17 protein-coding genes, 1 tRNA gene and 1 pseudogene are annotated in these 15,849 nt (G+C 70.2%); 6 read left to right on the top strand and 13 right to left on the bottom strand.

The annotated features are described in order from the left end of the window. Positions 1-261: pseudogene (locus MCHUDSM44219_RS13245) on the bottom strand (PadR family transcriptional regulator); the annotation flags it as partial. An 86-nt stretch (positions 262-347) separates the two neighbouring features. After that, positions 348-884 (bottom strand): PadR family transcriptional regulator, encoded by a 537-nt coding sequence (locus MCHUDSM44219_RS13240; protein WP_048418673.1) that lies wholly within the window; start codon positions 882-884, stop codon positions 348-350. A 91-nt stretch (positions 885-975) separates the two neighbouring features. Between MCHUDSM44219_RS13240 and MCHUDSM44219_RS13235 the strand changes: the two genes are divergently transcribed. After that, complete coding sequence (locus MCHUDSM44219_RS13235) at positions 976-2,307, top strand: carotenoid oxygenase family protein (RefSeq protein WP_048418672.1); 1,332 nt, start codon at positions 976-978, stop codon at positions 2,305-2,307. On the opposite strand, the gene MCHUDSM44219_RS13230 is transcribed toward MCHUDSM44219_RS13235, so the two are convergent. Beyond that, positions 2,308-3,231 carry an AraC family transcriptional regulator gene (locus tag MCHUDSM44219_RS13230; protein ID WP_048418671.1) on the bottom strand — a complete coding sequence of 308 codons (924 nt, stop codon included), beginning with the start codon at positions 3,229-3,231 and terminating at the stop codon, positions 2,308-2,310. It lies immediately after the preceding gene. 81 nt (positions 3,232-3,312) lie between these two features. Here MCHUDSM44219_RS13230 and MCHUDSM44219_RS13225 point away from each other — a divergent pair, with 81 nt between their 5' ends. Then, positions 3,313-3,780, top strand: a complete 468-nt coding sequence (locus MCHUDSM44219_RS13225) for an anthrone oxygenase family protein (RefSeq protein ID WP_048418720.1) — start codon at positions 3,313-3,315, stop codon at positions 3,778-3,780. Position 3,781: 1 nt separating this feature from the next. Here MCHUDSM44219_RS13225 and MCHUDSM44219_RS13220 read toward each other — a convergent pair whose 3' ends face one another. Next, positions 3,782-4,540: an RDD family protein gene (locus MCHUDSM44219_RS13220; protein WP_048418670.1), complete on the bottom strand. Its 759-nt coding sequence runs from the start codon at positions 4,538-4,540 to the stop codon at positions 3,782-3,784. 27 nt (positions 4,541-4,567) lie between these two features. Here MCHUDSM44219_RS13220 and MCHUDSM44219_RS13215 point away from each other — a divergent pair, with 27 nt between their 5' ends. After that, on the top strand, positions 4,568-5,560 hold the full coding sequence (locus tag MCHUDSM44219_RS13215) for a stage II sporulation protein M (protein ID WP_048418669.1): 993 nt from the start codon (positions 4,568-4,570) through the stop codon (positions 5,558-5,560). Positions 5,561-5,670: 110 nt separating this feature from the next. Here MCHUDSM44219_RS13215 and MCHUDSM44219_RS13210 read toward each other — a convergent pair whose 3' ends face one another. The 5 genes from MCHUDSM44219_RS13210 to MCHUDSM44219_RS13190 are packed head-to-tail and all read right to left on the bottom strand — an operon-like array spanning position 5,671 to position 10,960. After that, complete coding sequence (locus tag MCHUDSM44219_RS13210) at positions 5,671-6,993, bottom strand: DUF58 domain-containing protein (protein WP_048418668.1); 1,323 nt, start codon at positions 6,991-6,993, stop codon at positions 5,671-5,673. Continuing rightward, a complete protein-coding gene (locus MCHUDSM44219_RS13205) occupies positions 6,990-7,913 on the bottom strand; it encodes an AAA family ATPase (protein WP_413783604.1) in 924 nt (307 codons plus the stop codon). Before MCHUDSM44219_RS13205 ends, MCHUDSM44219_RS13210 begins: the two co-directional genes overlap by 4 nt. Positions 7,914-7,951: 38 nt before the next feature. Then, positions 7,952-9,091 (bottom strand): DUF4350 domain-containing protein, encoded by a 1,140-nt coding sequence (locus tag MCHUDSM44219_RS13200; RefSeq protein WP_048418666.1) that lies wholly within the window; start codon positions 9,089-9,091, stop codon positions 7,952-7,954. Further along, positions 9,088-9,738, bottom strand: coding sequence for a DUF4129 domain-containing protein (locus MCHUDSM44219_RS13195; protein WP_048418665.1), 651 nt, complete (start codon positions 9,736-9,738; stop codon positions 9,088-9,090). The genes MCHUDSM44219_RS13200 and MCHUDSM44219_RS13195 overlap by 4 nt, the downstream gene beginning before the upstream one ends. 1 nt (position 9,739) lies before the next feature. Continuing rightward, positions 9,740-10,960, bottom strand: coding sequence for a DUF7847 domain-containing protein (locus MCHUDSM44219_RS13190; protein WP_172506343.1), 1,221 nt, complete (start codon positions 10,958-10,960; stop codon positions 9,740-9,742). Between the two features lie 91 nt (positions 10,961-11,051). Here MCHUDSM44219_RS13190 and MCHUDSM44219_RS13185 point away from each other — a divergent pair, with 91 nt between their 5' ends. After that, complete coding sequence (locus MCHUDSM44219_RS13185; protein WP_048418664.1) at positions 11,052-12,038, top strand: LLM class F420-dependent oxidoreductase; 987 nt, start codon at positions 11,052-11,054, stop codon at positions 12,036-12,038. A 10-nt stretch (positions 12,039-12,048) separates the two neighbouring features. Then, positions 12,049-12,177: a hypothetical protein gene (locus MCHUDSM44219_RS31535; protein ID WP_269084081.1), complete on the top strand. Its 129-nt coding sequence runs from the start codon at positions 12,049-12,051 to the stop codon at positions 12,175-12,177. A gap of 15 nt (positions 12,178-12,192) precedes the next feature. Here the strand turns inward: MCHUDSM44219_RS31535 and MCHUDSM44219_RS13180 are convergent, their stop codons facing one another. Beyond that, a complete protein-coding gene (locus MCHUDSM44219_RS13180) occupies positions 12,193-12,909 on the bottom strand; it encodes a TetR/AcrR family transcriptional regulator C-terminal domain-containing protein (protein ID WP_048418663.1) in 717 nt (238 codons plus the stop codon). Positions 12,910-12,995: 86 nt separating this feature from the next. Here MCHUDSM44219_RS13180 and MCHUDSM44219_RS13175 point away from each other — a divergent pair, with 86 nt between their 5' ends. Continuing rightward, positions 12,996-13,373: a VOC family protein gene (locus MCHUDSM44219_RS13175; RefSeq protein WP_048418662.1), complete on the top strand. Its 378-nt coding sequence runs from the start codon at positions 12,996-12,998 to the stop codon at positions 13,371-13,373. A gap of 69 nt (positions 13,374-13,442) precedes the next feature. Here MCHUDSM44219_RS13175 and MCHUDSM44219_RS13170 read toward each other — a convergent pair. The 3 genes from MCHUDSM44219_RS13170 to MCHUDSM44219_RS13160 form a co-directional block, all read right to left on the bottom strand. Next, a tRNA-Pro gene (locus tag MCHUDSM44219_RS13170) sits at positions 13,443-13,516 on the bottom strand. Positions 13,517-13,759: 243 nt separating this feature from the next. Further along, positions 13,760-14,866, bottom strand: a complete 1,107-nt coding sequence (cds1, locus tag MCHUDSM44219_RS13165) for an L-cysteine desulfhydrase Cds1 (RefSeq protein WP_048418661.1) — start codon at positions 14,864-14,866, stop codon at positions 13,760-13,762. Further along, the gene (locus MCHUDSM44219_RS13160; RefSeq protein ID WP_048418660.1) at positions 14,863-15,828 is read right to left on the bottom strand and encodes a metallophosphoesterase; all 966 of its coding nucleotides are present in this window, start codon (positions 15,826-15,828) and stop codon (positions 14,863-14,865) included. The genes cds1 and MCHUDSM44219_RS13160 overlap by 4 nt, the downstream gene beginning before the upstream one ends. Positions 15,829-15,849 lie beyond the last annotated feature (21 nt).

The following is a 15,849-nucleotide window of genomic DNA, read 5'->3' as shown; positions in this document are numbered from 1 at the left end:
ACCGCCGCGCCGCGCGCCGCCGCGTCCGCCGGGGCCGCCGGGGCCGAAGCCGAATCCCGGGCCGAACCCGGGACCGGGGCCGAAACCGCCGAAGCCCGGACCGAAGCCGGCCTGGCCGCGGTGCTCGCGCAGATGGTCGCGGAACTCACGCCGGGAGGCCCGGCGGTGTTCGTGCAGGGCGCGGCGCTCCTGGGGGCCGAAGCCGAAGCCGAATCCACGCGCCTCGAAGGGATGTTCCGGGGGTGTGAAGGGGGTGTTCATGGTGTTGGTTCCTTACGTTGCGGAGGAAACGCCGATCGCGTTTCCGATACGTTGACGATATATCGGAAACTATCGGGATGCAACGTTTATTTCCGACGGTCGTCCAATTTCGTGAGGACGTCACGCGCCCACTCGCCCTGCATGGCATTGAGCCGCAGGCCGTAATCGAGCGCGGCCAGGCCGAAGAAGGCGTCGTCGTCGGCGTCCGGGGAATCGGTGAGCCCCAGGGAGTCGCGCAGTGCGAGCAGCCGCGCGATCTCGGCCTGGGCGTGCTCGGCCGTGTGCTCCAGGTGCCGACGCGCCTGCTCCTGGGGTATCTGACCGAGCAGGAAGAGCCGCAGCAGCGCAGCACTGCGGAAAGGTGGGTCCGCGCTCGGGTCTGTCATCCAGCGGTGCAGTTCGGCGCGCCCGGCCGTCGTGATCCGATAGACCTTGCGCCCGCGCGGGCCGATGTCGGTCACCTCGATCAGGCCGCCGTCGGCGAGCTTGTTCAGTTCGGAGTACAGCTGGCTCTGGGTGGCCGGCCACACATTGGCCATCGAGTTCTCGAACAACTTGAGCAGGTCGTATCCACTGCCCGGGCGCTGGGCGAGCAGGCCCAGTGCCGCGATCCGAAGGCTCATGGCGGCATCGTAAGCGCTGACCTTCCACTATTGGACTATCCCCACATAATCCACCATTGACATGTCACTTGTGGAATGTCAGGCTGACTCCATGACCGAGATCGAAACCGAGCAGCGCAACCTGCCCGGTGAAGGCGACTTCTTCCGCACCGGAAACTATGCACCCGTTCCTGCCGAACTCACCGAGTTCGATCTGCCCGTCCACGGCGCGATCCCACCCGAACTCGACGGGTGGTACCTGCGTAACGGACCCAACCCCCGCGCCGGGACCGGGCACTGGTTCACCGGCGACGGCATGATCCACGGCGTGCGCATCGAAGGCGGACGCGCGGCCTGGTACCGCAACCGCTGGGTGCGCACCGACAGCTTCGACGACTCGTTCCCCCTCTACAACGGGGACGGCACGCGCAATCTGCACTCCAGCGTGGCCAACACGCACGTCGTCAACCACGCCGGCCGCACCCTCGCGCTCGTCGAATCGTCGCTGCCCTACGAGATCACCAACGATCTCGAGACGATCGGCGCATACGACTTCGACGGCAAGCTCGTCGACGCGATGACCGCGCACCCCAAGATCTGCCCCAGCACAGGCGAATTGCACTTCTTCGGCTACGGCAACCTGTTCGAACCGTACGTCACCTATCACCGCGCCGACGCGTCCGGAGCGCTGGTGGTGGACCGGCCGCTCGACGTGCCGGCCCTGACGATGATGCACGACTTCGCGCTGACGGCCAATCATGTTGTCTTCATGGATCTTCCGATCGTGTTCAACGCCGAGGCCGCGATGAGGGGCGGGATGCCCTTCCGCTGGGACGACGACTACGGGGCGCGATTCGGAGTGATGCGCCGCGATGATCCGTTCGCCGAGGTGCGGTGGTTCGACATCGACCCGTGTTACATCTTCCATGTCGTCAACGCCCACGAGGCGGGTGACGTCCTCACTGTGCAGGCCGTCCGCTATCCCGAATTATGGCGCAAGGGGGCTGATTTCGGTGCGCAGGCCGTGATGTGGACCTATGAGATCGACCTGCGGCGCGGCACCGTCACCGAATCGCAGCTCGACGACCGCGCCGTGGAGTTCCCGCGCATCGACGACCGGCTCGCGACGCTGCCGGCCCGGTTCTCGGTGTCGGTCGGCAAGGCCAGCCTGGTCCGCCACGACCTCGTCACCGGCGCTGCTGTCGAGCACACGTTCGGAACGTCCGCCTCACCCGGCGGGCCGGGGGAGGCCGTGTTCGTGCCGTCGTCCGGGCCGGCCGACGAGACCAGCGGCTGGTATCTGGCCTACGTCTACGACTCCGCACGTAACGGCAGTGACCTGGTGATCCTCGACGCCTCGGACTTCACCGGTCCGCCCGTCGCCAGAATCGCTCTGCCGCAACGGGTTCCCTACGGGTTTCACGGGAACTGGATCCCCGCCTGATCACCCTCGCCGGTGCGCGTGCGGGCTGACGCCGTAGACGCGCTTGAACGCGGTGCTCAGCGCGAATGGGCTGCCGTAGCCGACCTGGCGCGCCACCGCGGCCACCGTGGCGCCTGACCGCAGCAGGTCGGCGGCCAGCGCCAGCCGCCAGCCGGTGAGGAAGGCGATCGGGGGTTCGCCGACCAGATCGGCGAACCGGCGCGCGAACGCGGCCCGCGAGCAGCCCACGGCTGCAGCCAGGCTCGCGACCGTCCACGGATGAGTCGGGTTGTGGTACATCAGCTTCAGGGCCGGTCCGACGAGCGCGTCCTGTTCGGCGTGCCACCACGTCGGTGCGGTGTCCCCGCGGTCGAACCACGCCCGCACCGCGGCGATAAGCAGCAGGTCCAGCAGCCGGTCCAGGTAGGCCTCCTGTCCCGGTCCGTCACGCCCGGCCTCGTCGGACAGCAGGCTGACCAGAGGGGTGTCCCATTCGTCGGCGCGCAGCACCGCCACCGCGGGCAGCGCGTCGAGCAGGCGGGCGCCGACCGCGCTGTGCCCCTCGTAGGCGCCGATCACCGACCGGCAGGATCCGGAATCGCTGGTGCCCCAGGTGCGCACACCCAGTGACATCTCGAACCGCAGATCGTCGCCGGCGACCGTCGTGCAGCGTTGCCCCGGATGGATGACGACCGTCGGCGGCGTGCGGGGATCGTCGGCGTAGACGTAGGGCTCGGTGCCGCGCGTGAGCGCGAGGTCGCCGGCGTCCAACCACACCGTGCGCCCGTCGGCGGCGACGAGGGCCGCCCGGCCGTGGGTCTGGCAGATGACGGTCAATGGCGCCTGGTCGCGCACGCTCATCGACCACGGCGGGTCCAGCCGCATCCGCAGCACGAACGCACCGCGCGCACGGACCCCATCGAGCAGTCCGGCCACCGCGTCCATACTTCGCAGCGTAGACGCTCGATGATGTTCTCGGCAGTATCAGCAATGGATCGTCTCGCCTTCGTGGTCTTGACTCGAGGCATGAGTCCTCTCACCGCCCTCGCCTCCGCGTCGGCCCTCGCCAGCGCTGTGGCGGGCGGCATGATGCTCGTGTTCTCGACCTTCGTGATGCAGGGGCTCGACCGCGCCGGCCCGGTCGCGGCGATCGGCGCGATGCGGGGGATCAACGCCGAGGCGCAGACCAGTCCGGTGTTCCTCCTGGCCTACTTCGGCGCCGCACTGCTGGCGGTGGTGGTCGGCGTGCTGGCCGCGCTGCAGTGGCGGGCGCCCGGAAGCGGCTGGCTGGTGGCCGGTGCGGTGCTCGGCGTCGCCGGCGCGTTCGTCACCGTGGTCGCCAACGTGCCGCTCAACGACGGACTCGACGCGGCCGACCCCTCCCCGGCGGTGTGGCAGACCTATCTGCAGAGCTGGGTCGCGTGGAACCACGTCCGCACCGTGACGGGACTGGCCGCCGCGGTGCTGACCATGGTCGGGGTGGCGCAGCGCTGAGTCAGTACCGCGGCTGCAGCCGCTGCACCGCCCGGCGGTGCCGCTCGGCCAGGACGGCGGCGAGCACCAGAGCAGCCGGTGCCCCCGGCGGGGGCGGCGGGGAGATCTGCGCGACCACCTCACCGGTGATGCGGCCCGCCATCTCGTCGCGGACGCGGGGATCGAGCTGGTGCGCGCGGGTGAGGAATTGCCGTGCCAGCTCGGCACTTTCGGGCCGCAGCGCGGACAGCTCGAGAGCGCTCGCCCACCCCGCGAGCTGCGGCGGCATCGGGGGCGGCGGCGCCATTCGCGGGCCGCGTTCGCTGATCACCAGCGTCCCGGCGAAAATGTCGCCGATGCGCTTGCCCTTCGGGGAGAGCAGACTGCAGATCACCGCGGGCCCGCCGGTGAGCATCCAGATCTCGAGCACCCCGGACAGCGCGCGGAACAGCGCCTGCCGGAACCGCTCCGGGCTGCCGTCGTCGGAGACCACCCGCAGGCCCATCGCCATCTTGCCCAGCGTCCGCCCCCGGGTGGCGGTCTCGAGGATCAGCGGATATCCCACCAGCGCCAGCACCGTGAACACGACGAGCACAGCGTCGGAGAACGCGGAGTTCCACTCCGAGAGCGTCATCGCCCACAGCACCACACCCAGCACGTAGGCGACGAACACCACGATGACGTCGATCAACGCCGACAGCGCGCGCACCGGCAACTGGGCGATCTGGATGTCGAGGACGACCGCGTCACCGGTCACCACCGGTTGCTGCGGACTGACCATGCCCGCCACGGTACTAAAATCGCGCCGATGGATGTCGACGCGTTCGTGCTGGCGCACCGGCCGGCCTGGGATCGTCTCGACCATCTGGTCAAGAAGCGCAGGCGGCTGTCCGGCGCCGAGGCCGACGAGCTGGTCGACCTCTATCAGCGCGTGTCGACGCATCTGTCGATGGTGAGGTCGTCCTCGACCGACGCGGTACTCGTCGGCAAGCTGTCGAGTCTGGTGGCGCGGGCGCGTTCGGTGGTCACCGGCGCCCATGCGCCGCTGTGGCGGGAGTTCGTCCGGTTCTGGACGGTGTCGTTCCCCGTGGTGGCCTACCGGTCGTGGCGGTGGTGGCTGGGGACGGCGGCCGCGTTCCTCCTCGTGTCGGTCGCGCTCGCCGTGTGGGTGGCGTCGACCCCGGAGGTGCAGGCGACGATCGGCACGCCGAGCGAGTTGGAGCAGCTGGTCAACAGCGAATTCGCCTCGTACTACAGCGAACACCCGGCGGCGTCGTTCGCGTTCAGCGTCTGGACCAACAACGCGTGGATCGCCGCGCAGTGCGTGGTGTCGGCGATCCTGCTGGGGCTCCCGATCCCCTACATCCTGTTCCAGAACGCGTTGAACTTCGGGGTCCTGGCGGGCGTGATGTTCGGGGCGGGCCGAGGCGACGTGTTCCTCGGGTTGATCACCCCGCACGGGCTGATCGAGCTGACGGCGGTGTTCCTGGCCGCGGCGGCGGGGATGCGGCTGGGCTGGTCGGTGGTCTCACCGGGGGACCGGCCGCGCGGGCAGGTGCTCGCCGAGCAGGGCCGCGCCGTGATCTCGGTGGCGATCGGGCTGGTCGCGGTGCTCGCAGTCGCAGGCCTGATCGAGGCGTTCGTCACGCCGTCGCCGCTGCCGACGTTCGTGCGGATCGCCATCGGGGTGGCCGCCGAGCTCGCGTTCCTGGGATACGTGGTGTACTTCGGCCGCCGGGCTGTCCGACGCGGCGAGACCGGCGACATCGACAACGCCCCGGACTACGCGCCGACGGGCTGAGTTTCTCCGCGAGCCCTGGGCATCGAACCCCACCTCTTCACGTTCTGCACGAGAAGTGCGAGTGGGCGAGTGCAGAACGTGCGTAGGTGAGGCGCACGGGAAGAAGCGACCTAGAGGCGGCCGGTGGCCTTCATCGCGAGGTAGTGGTCGGCCAGGGCGGGCGCCAGGTCCTCGGGTGGCGCGTCGACGACGTCGACGCCGTGGCGGCGCAGTCGCGAGGCGACGTCGCGGCGGTCGCCACGGGCGCGCTCGGCCGCGGCAGCGTCGTACACCTCGACCGCATCCGCGCGGCCTGCGGCGAGCGCGTCGACCCGTGGGTCCGACACCGCCGCCAGCAGCACCTGATGCTTGGCCGTCAACTGCGGCAGCACCGCCATCAGACCCTCGTCGATCGCCGTGCCGTTCAGATCGGTCAACACCACCACCAGGGCGCGGCGCCGGACCCGCCGCAGCACCGCGGCGACCATCGCGCGCGCATCCGACTCCACGAGTGCAGGCTCCAGCGGCGCCATCGCATCGACCAGCAGCGCAAGCAGTTCCGTGCGCGAGGCGCCGAACACCCCTGCCCGCGTCACCCGGTCGTGGGCGAGGAAGTCGACGTGATCGCCGGCGCGGGCGGCCAGCGCGGCCAGCAGCAGCGCCGCGTCCATCGACCAGTCCAGCCGCGGCCAGCCGGCCGGCCCGGCCGCCGTCGGGTCCACGCCCACCCGGCCCGCCGAGGTGCGGCCGGTGTCCAGCACGATGACCACCCGCCGGTCCCGCTCCGGCCGCCACGTCCGCACCACCACGTCGGCGCGGCGGGCGGTGGCCCGCCAGTCGATCGAGCGGATGTCGTCACCGATGACGTACTCGCGCAACGAGTCGAACTCGGTGCCCTGCCCGCGGATAAGCGCCGGCGTCGCACCCTCGAGCTCCCGCAACCGCGCCAGCCGCGACGGCAGGTGCTTGCGCGACAAGAATGGGGGCAGGATACGCAGAGATCCGGCGACCTGGTGGGAACCCTGCCGGCCCGCCAGGCCCAGCGGTCCGATCGAGCGGGCGGTCACCGGCCCGGCCACCTGATCGCCGCGGCGTACCGGTGTCAACTGTGTACGTATCTGAACCCGTTGTCCCGCAATGATATCCACCGGATGCAACCGCGGCGTCGCATTCGCGCTGGGCGCCCACGCATCACGGACCACACCGCGGAAGCGGGACCGGCCGCTGTTGGTGACGGTCAGCACCGCGTCGACGGGTTGACCCAGCCGGGCCGAGGTGGGGCCGCCGCGCGCGAACTCCAGCGCACGGGGGTTGCCCGCCAGCACCGCATCGATCACCACCGCCGCGGCCAGCAGTGCCAGCAGCACCACGAAAGTGATTGCCGGACTGGGCGAGAGCGCGATCGGCAACGCGCAGATCAGCGCGATGACACCGGTGCGCCCGGTCAGGATCACCAGCGGGGCACCGGTACGGCCGCGAGGATCCCGTCGAGCACACCGTCGGCGGATGCGCCCTCCAGTTCGGCCTCGGGACGCAGCGCCACCCGGTGGCGCAGCGTCGGCCGGGCCATCGCCTTGACGTCGTCGGGGGTGACATAGGTGCGTCCGGACAGCCACGCCCAGGTGCGCGCCGTCGACAGCAGGGCTGTCGCGCCGCGGGGTGACACCCCGAGTTGCAACGACGGGGAATGCCTTGTGGCGCTGACGATGTCGACGATGTAGCCGAGAATCTCCTCACCGGCGAGCACCTGCCCGACGGCTTCGCGGCCCGCTGCCAGTTCCGCCGGTCCGGCCACCGGCTGCACCGCGGACAGGTTGCGCGGATCGAACCCGCGGGCGTGCCTGTCGAGGATCGCGATCTCCTGATCGCGCGGGGGCAGCGGCACGTCGAGCTTCAGCAGGAACCGGTCCAGCTGCGCCTCCGGCAGCTGATAGGTGCCCTCGTACTCGATGGGATTCTGGGTGGCCGCGACGATGAACGGGTCGGGCAGCGGACGCGGTTCGCCTTCGACACTGACCTGCCGCTCTTCCATGGCCTCCAGCAGTGCCGCCTGCGTCTTGGGTGGCGTGCGGTTGATCTCGTCGGCGAGAAGCAGATTGGTGAACACGGGCCCGGCGCGGAAGGTGAACTCCGCGGTGCGCGCGTCGTACACCAGCGACCCCGTGACGTCGCCGGGCATCAGATCGGGCGTGAACTGCACCCGCTTGAACTCGAGCTGCAGAGCCGCGGCGAGCGTGCGCACCAACAGCGTCTTCGCGACGCCGGGCACACCCTCGAGCAGGACGTGCCCGCGGCACAGCAGCGCCACCACCAGACCGCTGACCACGGCGTCCTGGCCGACCACGACCTTGGCGATCTCGGTGCGCAGGGCCATCAGCGCGGTGCGCGCGCCCTCGTGGGTGCTGGGCTGTGTCACGACTGTGCGACCTGCCTTTCGATGTCGTCGAGCGCACGGGCGAGGTCCACCAGTTCGGTGTCACTCGCCGGTGGCTGCCCGTAGAGGATATGGGCGACGGTCTGAGGGTCGAGGCCGCACCGCTGAGCGACGGCCGCGACGACCGCCGGCGGGGCGGCGTCACCGCGCACCCCCAGCCGCGGAGCAAGACGCTGCCTGGCCGACGAGCGCAGCGCCTCGGCGGCCCGGTCCCGTGCGCGACGGGACCGGTACAGCCGTCCGCGGCCCTCCACGGTCTCCGACGCCCGGACCACCACCGGCAGCGGTTCGGCCACCAGCGGCCCGACCCGGCGGCCCCGCCACAGCGCCAGCAGCGCCACGGCCACCACGAGCTGGACCACCAGCCACGTCACCTGGTCGGGAATCAGGTCGGTGATGGCGGCGTCGCCGACGGACCCGGCGCCCTCGCTGTGCTGGGGGGCGTACCAGATCACCGTGGGTCGGCTGCCCGCGAGGTTCATCGCCAGCGCGGCGTTGCCTTCCTCGAGCAGCCCGGAGTTGGTCATGAAACCCGAGCCGCCCACCACGGTGACGGTGCGGCCCGCATCGTCGTAGCGTGCCAGCACGCCGCGGTAGCACCGGGTCACCGGTGTCGCGCCCGCCGCCTCGTAGGTGTCCGCTGCGTCGAACTGCACCGCCCCGGCCCGTTCGGCCTCCCGCAGATCGCATTCGGCTGCGAGACCGCCGAATTCGGTCGAGCCGCTGCTGCGCAGCGCCGGTGCGAGCGCCTCGCGGGTCTTGCCGACCGGCTCGATGATGAGGCGGTCCCCGGGCAGCGCCGCGAGCCGGGCCAGTTGCTCGTCGTCGTAGAGCCAGAACGTCTGCGCCGCGACCACGAGGGTGTCGGGACGTGCGGCGCGCGCGACGTCGCCGACGGTGTCGGCCACGACGACGTCGATCCCGTTGTCACGCAACAGGGTGACCAGGGCGCGGGCGCCGTCGGGGGAGGTCGAGCCCGCGTCGAGATGACCGCCGGGGCGTGGCGCCGTAAGCCAGGTGCTCACGGCGGCGACCGCGATGACCGCGGCCAGGCCCAGCAGCACCCAACGCCAGGTGCGCCACCGCTGGCCGACGGTGGGACCGAGCGCAGTGCTCATCGGAGTGCGGCCCAATCCTGTTGTGCCCGGATGGCATCGGGATCCGTGGGGGCGGGCCGGTGAGTTGCCACGTCGTCGTCCAGCGCGACGATCATCCGGTACTGGGCCTCGTGGCCGGGCAGTTCACCGTAGGTGACGTCGTTGAAAGCCTCCGCTGCGGAGCTGAATCGGCCGGCCAGGTCGGGCAGCACCCGGCCGGCGTCGCGGGCCAATTCGGTGGCCGTGCGACCCGGCGCGGCGGCCAGGGTGCCGTTCTCCTCGAGGTGGCGCGCGACCGCACGCAGCCGGTGCCGGATGGCCGACGCCCAGGCGGCGGCCGCGGCGTCGCGCTCGGCGGCCGCCCGGTGTTCGGCGGCGCTGAGTTCGTGGTCGTCGAACAGGAGATCGGCACCGGATCGACTGCTGCGCATGGCCCGTCGCGCGATGCGCACGGCGACCAGGACGGCGACGGCGAGCAGCATCAGCAGGATCGCCACGGTGAACCAGCCGCCGGGCACCGACGCGGCGCCGGCGGTGATCCGGTACAGCAGTCGTTCGATCCAGGTGAGGATCTGGTCGGTCAGCGACTCCCTCGGGTAGATCGCCTTGGACAGTTCCCGCCGGGCGGCGTCCCGCGCAGCGTCGCGGTCGATGTCGATCGGCACCACGTCAGCGCTGGCCGGTCAGCCACAGGTCGTCGGTGGTCTGCGGCGCCACCGCCGTCTGCGCCGCACCGGTCTGCAGCACCAGGTCGAACGCCTCGGCGCGGATGCGGCGATCCGTGTACTGCAGCACCACGATTCCGGCGCTGAACGGCCCGGTGATGATCTGGCCGATCGCACCGCCGACCGCGATGATGACCAACGCGATCATCGCGGCGGTCACGGTGGTTCCGGTGGTGAGCAGGATCTGACCGCCGAAGCTGAACGGGATCGCGACGGCGCCGGCGACGAGCTGGGCCACCAGCACCGCGAGCAGTCGGATGCCGAGCACCCGCCAGAAGTCGTGGCGCACCAGGGCGAACGAGCGACGGATCGAGGACATGATGTCGCGGCGCTCCAGCACGATCGCCACCGGCGTGAACGACAGCATCGTGCCGAGATAGACCAATGCCGCGATCAGGGCGAGCACCAGCGGAGCGCCGATCGCGAACGCCGCCCAGCCGTTGGCGGCCACCGCCACCACGGCGATGATCGCCGCGACGACGATGATCAACAGGATCGCGCCGAGGGCTTCGAGCACGGTGAATCCGAGCAGGGCCCACAGCCGGGGCTTCAACCGGTGCCAGGCCTCGCCGATCGAGATTCCCGCGCCGAAGATCGAGCGCCCGATCACGACCGTCAGCAGTCCGCTGAGCAGGATCGTCGACAACGCGGTGGCGATGCCGGCCGCGAAGCTCGACACCAGGGAGGCGATTCCCGCGCCGGTCTCGAACATCGTGGCGCCGGGGGCCGCACCGTCCACGGCCTGGTTGACGTCACCGCTGAACGCCAACGGCCACAACGACAGGATCAGCGCGAGCAACTGCGCGGCCACCACCACGATGGTCGTCAGGCCGAGCGTGGCCTTGGGATTGCTCCGCATGTACGCGAACGCCCCGTTGAACATGTCCGACAGGCTGAGCGGCCGCAGCGGGACGATGCCGGGCCGCAGCACCGGAGGCGCATAGCCGGGCGGCGGGCCGTACCCCGGCGGTGGACCGTAGCCCGGTGGGGGCCCGTATCCCGGTGTTGGCCCGTAGCCGGGTGGGGGCCCGTAGCCCGGCGGCGGTCCGTAGCCCGGTGGGGGACCGTAGGCGTAGCCCGGGGGCGGATATCCGGGATAACCCGGCGGCGGCATGCCTGGGGGTGGAGTCCCCGCCGGGCCGTATCCGCCGGCGCTGTAGGTCATGATCACCATCTTGTCGATCGCCGTCCCGATCGGCAACGTCACCTGCGCGCGCACCCCGTTTCGACGACGCCGTCACGGGTACTCCCGCCGCATGACCCGTTTCGGCTACACCCTGATGACCGAGCAGAGCGGCCCGAAAGATCTTGTCCGCTATGCAGTTTCGGCGGAGGAGGCGGGCTTCGACTTCGAAGTCTCGAGTGACCACTATTTTCCGTGGCTGGCCTCGCAGGGCCACGCTCCGTACGCGTGGTCGGTGCTCGGCGCCGTCGCGCACGCCACCGAACGTGTCGAGTTGATGACGTATGTCACCTGCCCGACGATCCGGTACCACCCGGCCGTCGTCGCGCAGAAGGCGGCCACACTGCAGATCCTGGCCGACGGCCGGTTCACCCTCGGGGTGGGCACTGGCGAGAACCTCAACGAGCACGTCGTCGGCAAGGGCTGGCCCACCGTGGCGCGTCGCTTGGAGATGCTGCGAGAAGCGATCCAGATCATCCGCGAGTTGCACACCGGTGAGCTCGTCGACTGGAAGGGCGAGCACTTCGAGGTCGACTCGGCGCGGATCTGGGACGTGCCCGAGGTGCCGGTCCCGATTGCGGCGGCCGTGTCCGGCGACCGTTCGGTGGAGGCGTTCGCGCCGCTGGCCGATCACCTGATCGCCGTCGAGCCGAAGAAGGACCTGGTCGACGCCTGGCACGACGCGCGACGCGCCACCGGCCTGCCCGGCGACGCGCGCGTCATCGGGCAGATCCCGATCTGCTGGGACCGCGACCGCGACGCAGCGGTCGAACGGGCCCACGACCAGTTCCGTTGGTTCGCCGGCGGGTGGGCGGTCAACGCCGACCTGCCGACCACGATGGGCTTCGACGGCGCGACCCAGTTCGTGCGGCCCGAGGACACCGCGGAGTCGATTCCGTGCGGGCCCGACCTCGACGCCATCGTCGAGGCGGTGAGCGAGTATTGGAAGGCCGGGTTCACCGACATCGCGCTGGTCCAGGTCGGCGGCGACTCGCAGGACGCATTCTTCAAAGAAGCGGCAGAGCCGCTGCTCGACAAACTCCGCAGTGCCGCACAGTGAGGACGTGCCGATGACGCGAGGCAGTGGAATCTACGACGACGACGACGGGTCGACCGCCGACAAGGCGCAGGACACCGAGAAGGACCCTGATCGCGACACCCCCGACGTCGACAAAGACGGCGGCGAACCGACTGCCTGAGCGCGTTCGGCGCGGTCAGGGCGCCTGCAGCGCGTCGATGCCCTGCAGGATCGCCCGCAGCCCGAACTCGTAGTGGGCGTCGACGTCATGGGCAGCTGAATGCGCCTGTCCCGCAGCGGTTCCGATGCGCGACGCCAGCGGGTAGCGGTCGGTCACCCCGAGCGCGGCGAGCTTGGCGCCTTCTCGCTGCCACCACTGCTCCGGTGATTCCTGCCGGCGTTCACGGCGCGCATGTGCCCGCGCCCGCGCGCACGACCGGACGAAGTCCAGCACCAGGGTCAGCGCGGCGTCCTTGTCTGTGTCGGAGAGTCGTAGCGCCTCGACCGCGGCGAGCTCGCGGTCGTACTTGGCGAGCGTGCCCGGGCCGAGCACGCTGCGCTCCGACTCGATGTCCGCCATCCACGGGTGCTCGTCTAACAGTCGCGCGTTGTCGGCGGCGACGGATCGGAGCCGGGCCTCCCAGTCACCGGACGGTTCGCGGTGCGTCATGTCCGCCCGGCACTGGTCCACCATGAGTTCGAGAAGTTGCTCGCGACCGTCGATGTACGAGTACACCGACATCACCGGTGCGCCCAGCGCATGCGCCACATCACGCAGCGTGAAGGACAGGCCGGTGCGGTCGGCCACGGCGATGGCCGCGGCGACGACGGCGTCGACCGTGTACCGGGGTGGCCTGCCGCGGCGCGGTGCGGCGGGCAGGTCCCGTCGCCACAGCAGCTCGATGATGTCCATGCCCTTCGCTTTCCGACAAGACCGGTTGCATTTCCGTGCAGTGTACGGATACTGGTTCTCGTACTGAATACGAGAAAGAGGTGTCCATGAAGGTGACCGACACGGCGATCTCCCTCAACGTCGCCGACCCCAGCGCGTCAGCCGACTTCCTGACCCGACACGTCGGCCACACGGTCGCGATGCAGGCGGACGGGTTCGTGTCGTTGAGCCACCCCGACGGTGGACCCAACGTGATCTTCCTGCGCACGGGCCTGGCGACGTTCCGGCCCGCACATCGGGCGGGCGGCGCGGGCGACGGTCTGCTTCTGGTGTTCGTCGTCGAGGACGTCGACGCCGTGTACGAGAAGCTCCGTGCCGCAGGGGTGCCCGTCGCCACCGCGCCGGAGACCGAGCCGTGGGGTGAGCGGTACTGCCAGTTCGAGGATCCGAACGGCATCATCGTGCAGTTCGTCACCTGGGTATGACGACCCGCGCAGCAAGAAGGCCCTGACCGGGGGAACCGGATCAGGGCCTCTCACTGACGATCACACGAGTCGGGGTGGCGGGATTCGAACCCACGACCTCTTCGTCCCGAACGAAGCACGCTACCAAGCTGCGCCACACCCCGAGTGAAGCCACGACAGCGTATCGCACCGCCTGCCGTTGAAGCCAAACGCGTATCGGCTCCGCGACACGCCCCGGGAAGCATCCGGCTTGTGGAAAGCGTTATGCACACTGACGAACGAGAAACGGACGAAAGCGGGCGGGACATGACTGGCTTGGGCGCATCGATCTACCTGGGCTTCTTCGCGCTGGCCGCGCTGTGGCTGTTCCTGACCTCCGACGGCCCGCTCACGCGGCGCTCGGAGAATCAGGGCCAGCGGCCCGACCGCTCGAACTCGGCGAGCACCTCGGCCGGTTCGGACGGGTCCAGCCCGTGGCTGTCGAGCCACTCCGCGCGGAAGTAGGTCTCCGCGTAACGCTCGCCGCCGTCGGCGAGCAGCGTCACCACCGATCCGCTGCGCCCCTGCGACCTCATCTCGGACAGCAGGCCGAACGCGCCCCACAGATTCGTCCCCGTGGACGGCCCCACCCGCCGGCCGAGCACCCGGCTCACGTGGTGGGCGGCGGCTACCGACGCCGCGTCGGGCACCACGACCATCCGGTCCACCACACCCGGCAGGAACGACGGCTCTACCCGCGGCCGGCCGATCCCCTCGATGCGCGAGGACTTCCCGGTGACCACACCGGGATCGTCGTGCAGATACGACGGATAGAACGCGGAGTTCTCCGGATCGACCACGCACAGCCGAGTCGGGTGGCGCCGGTAGCGCAGATACCGCCCGATCGTCGCGCTGGTGCCGCCCGTGCCGGCGCCGACCACGATCCAGTCCGGCACCGGATGGGTCTCGCGCGCCATCTGATCGAAGATCGACTCCGCGATGTTGTTGTTGCCGCGCCAGTCGGTGGCGCGCTCGGCGTTGGTGAACTGGTCGAGGTAATGCCCGCCGGTCTGCTCGGCCAGCCGCTGCGCCTCGGCGTACACCTGGGCCGACTCGGTGACGAAATGGCAACGGCCGCCCTGGGATTCGATCAACGCGACCTTGGTCGCACTCGTCGACGCCGGCATCACCGCGATGAACGGCAGTCCGAGCATCGACGCGAAGTAGGCCTCCGACACGGCCGTGGACCCCGATGACGCCTCGATGACGGTGGTGCCCTCGCAGATCCAGCCGTTGCACAGCGCATAGAGGAACAGCGAGCGCGCCAGCCGGTGTTTGAGGCTGCCGGTGATGTGCGTGCTCTCGTCTTTGAGATACAGCGCCAGGTCGCAGTCGTGGGACCAGCTCGACGGCAGCGGATAGCGCAGCAGGTGGGTGTCGGCGCTGCGGCGGGCGTCCGCCTCGATCAGCCGCACGGCGTTGTCCGCCCACGAACGGGACCGGTCGCGCACGGCCGACGAGGCCGAGTGGTTCACCGCGCCGATACGGTGGTGTCCGACTGCCCGGCCCGCGTCCCGGCGTCCGACCCGCCGGTCGGAGCGGCCACCAGCGTCAGCAGCGTCGCCTCCGGGCGGCAGCAGAACCGCAGCGGCGCGAACGGCGACGTGCCGATGCCGGCCGAGACGTGCAGCTGGGTGCGCGCCCCCCAGCGGGACGGACCCTTGACCCGGGACCTGTCCAGATCGCAGTTGGTGACGATCGCGCCGTAGAACGGCAGGCACAGCTGGCCGCCGTGGGTGTGTCCGGCCATCACCAGCTGGTAACCATCGGCGGCGAAGCGGTCCAGCACCCGCGGCTCGGGGGAGTGCGTCAGCCCCAGTGTCAGGTTCGCGGTCGGATCAGCCGCCCCGGCGATGGTGGCGTAGCGATCCCGCGACAGATGCGGGTCGTCGACGCCGGCCGCGGCGATGTGCAGCCCCGCCACCTCGAACTCGCGCCGGGTGTGGGTCATGTCCAGCCAGCCCCGCTCGGTGAACGCCGCCCGCAGGTCCTGCCAGGGCAGCGGCTCACCGTGGATGCGGTGACCGGGGTTGGTCAGGTAGTTGGCCGGGTTCTTGAGCCGCGGCGCGAAGTAGTCGTTGCTGCCGAACACGAACACGCCCGGTACCGACAGCAGGTCCCCGAGGGCCTGCACGACCGCGGGCACCGCCTTGGGGTGCGCCAGGTTGTCGCCGGTGTTGACCACCAGGTCGGGCTTCAGGCCCGCCAGCTCACGCAGCCACGCCTGCTTCCGGCGCTGGGTCGGCCGCATGTGGATGTCACTCAGGTGGAGCACCTTGAGGGGAGACGACCCGGGCGTGAGCACCGGCATCGTCGCCTCACGCACGACGAACGCGTTGCGCTCGATCAGCGAGGCGTAGCCGATCCCGGCGGCGAGCGTGCCCGCCGAGGCGAGTGCGGCGTTCTTCACAATCGAGCTGGCAGAAACCGAAGACACGCGGTCCAGACTACTGCCAGT

Source organism: Mycolicibacterium chubuense (genome assembly GCF_001044255.1).
GTDB lineage: Bacteria > Actinomycetota > Actinomycetes > Mycobacteriales > Mycobacteriaceae > Mycobacterium > Mycobacterium chubuense.
The sequence above is the reverse complement of the archived record's forward strand: the minus strand, read 5'-3'. Positions and strand labels throughout refer to the sequence as shown.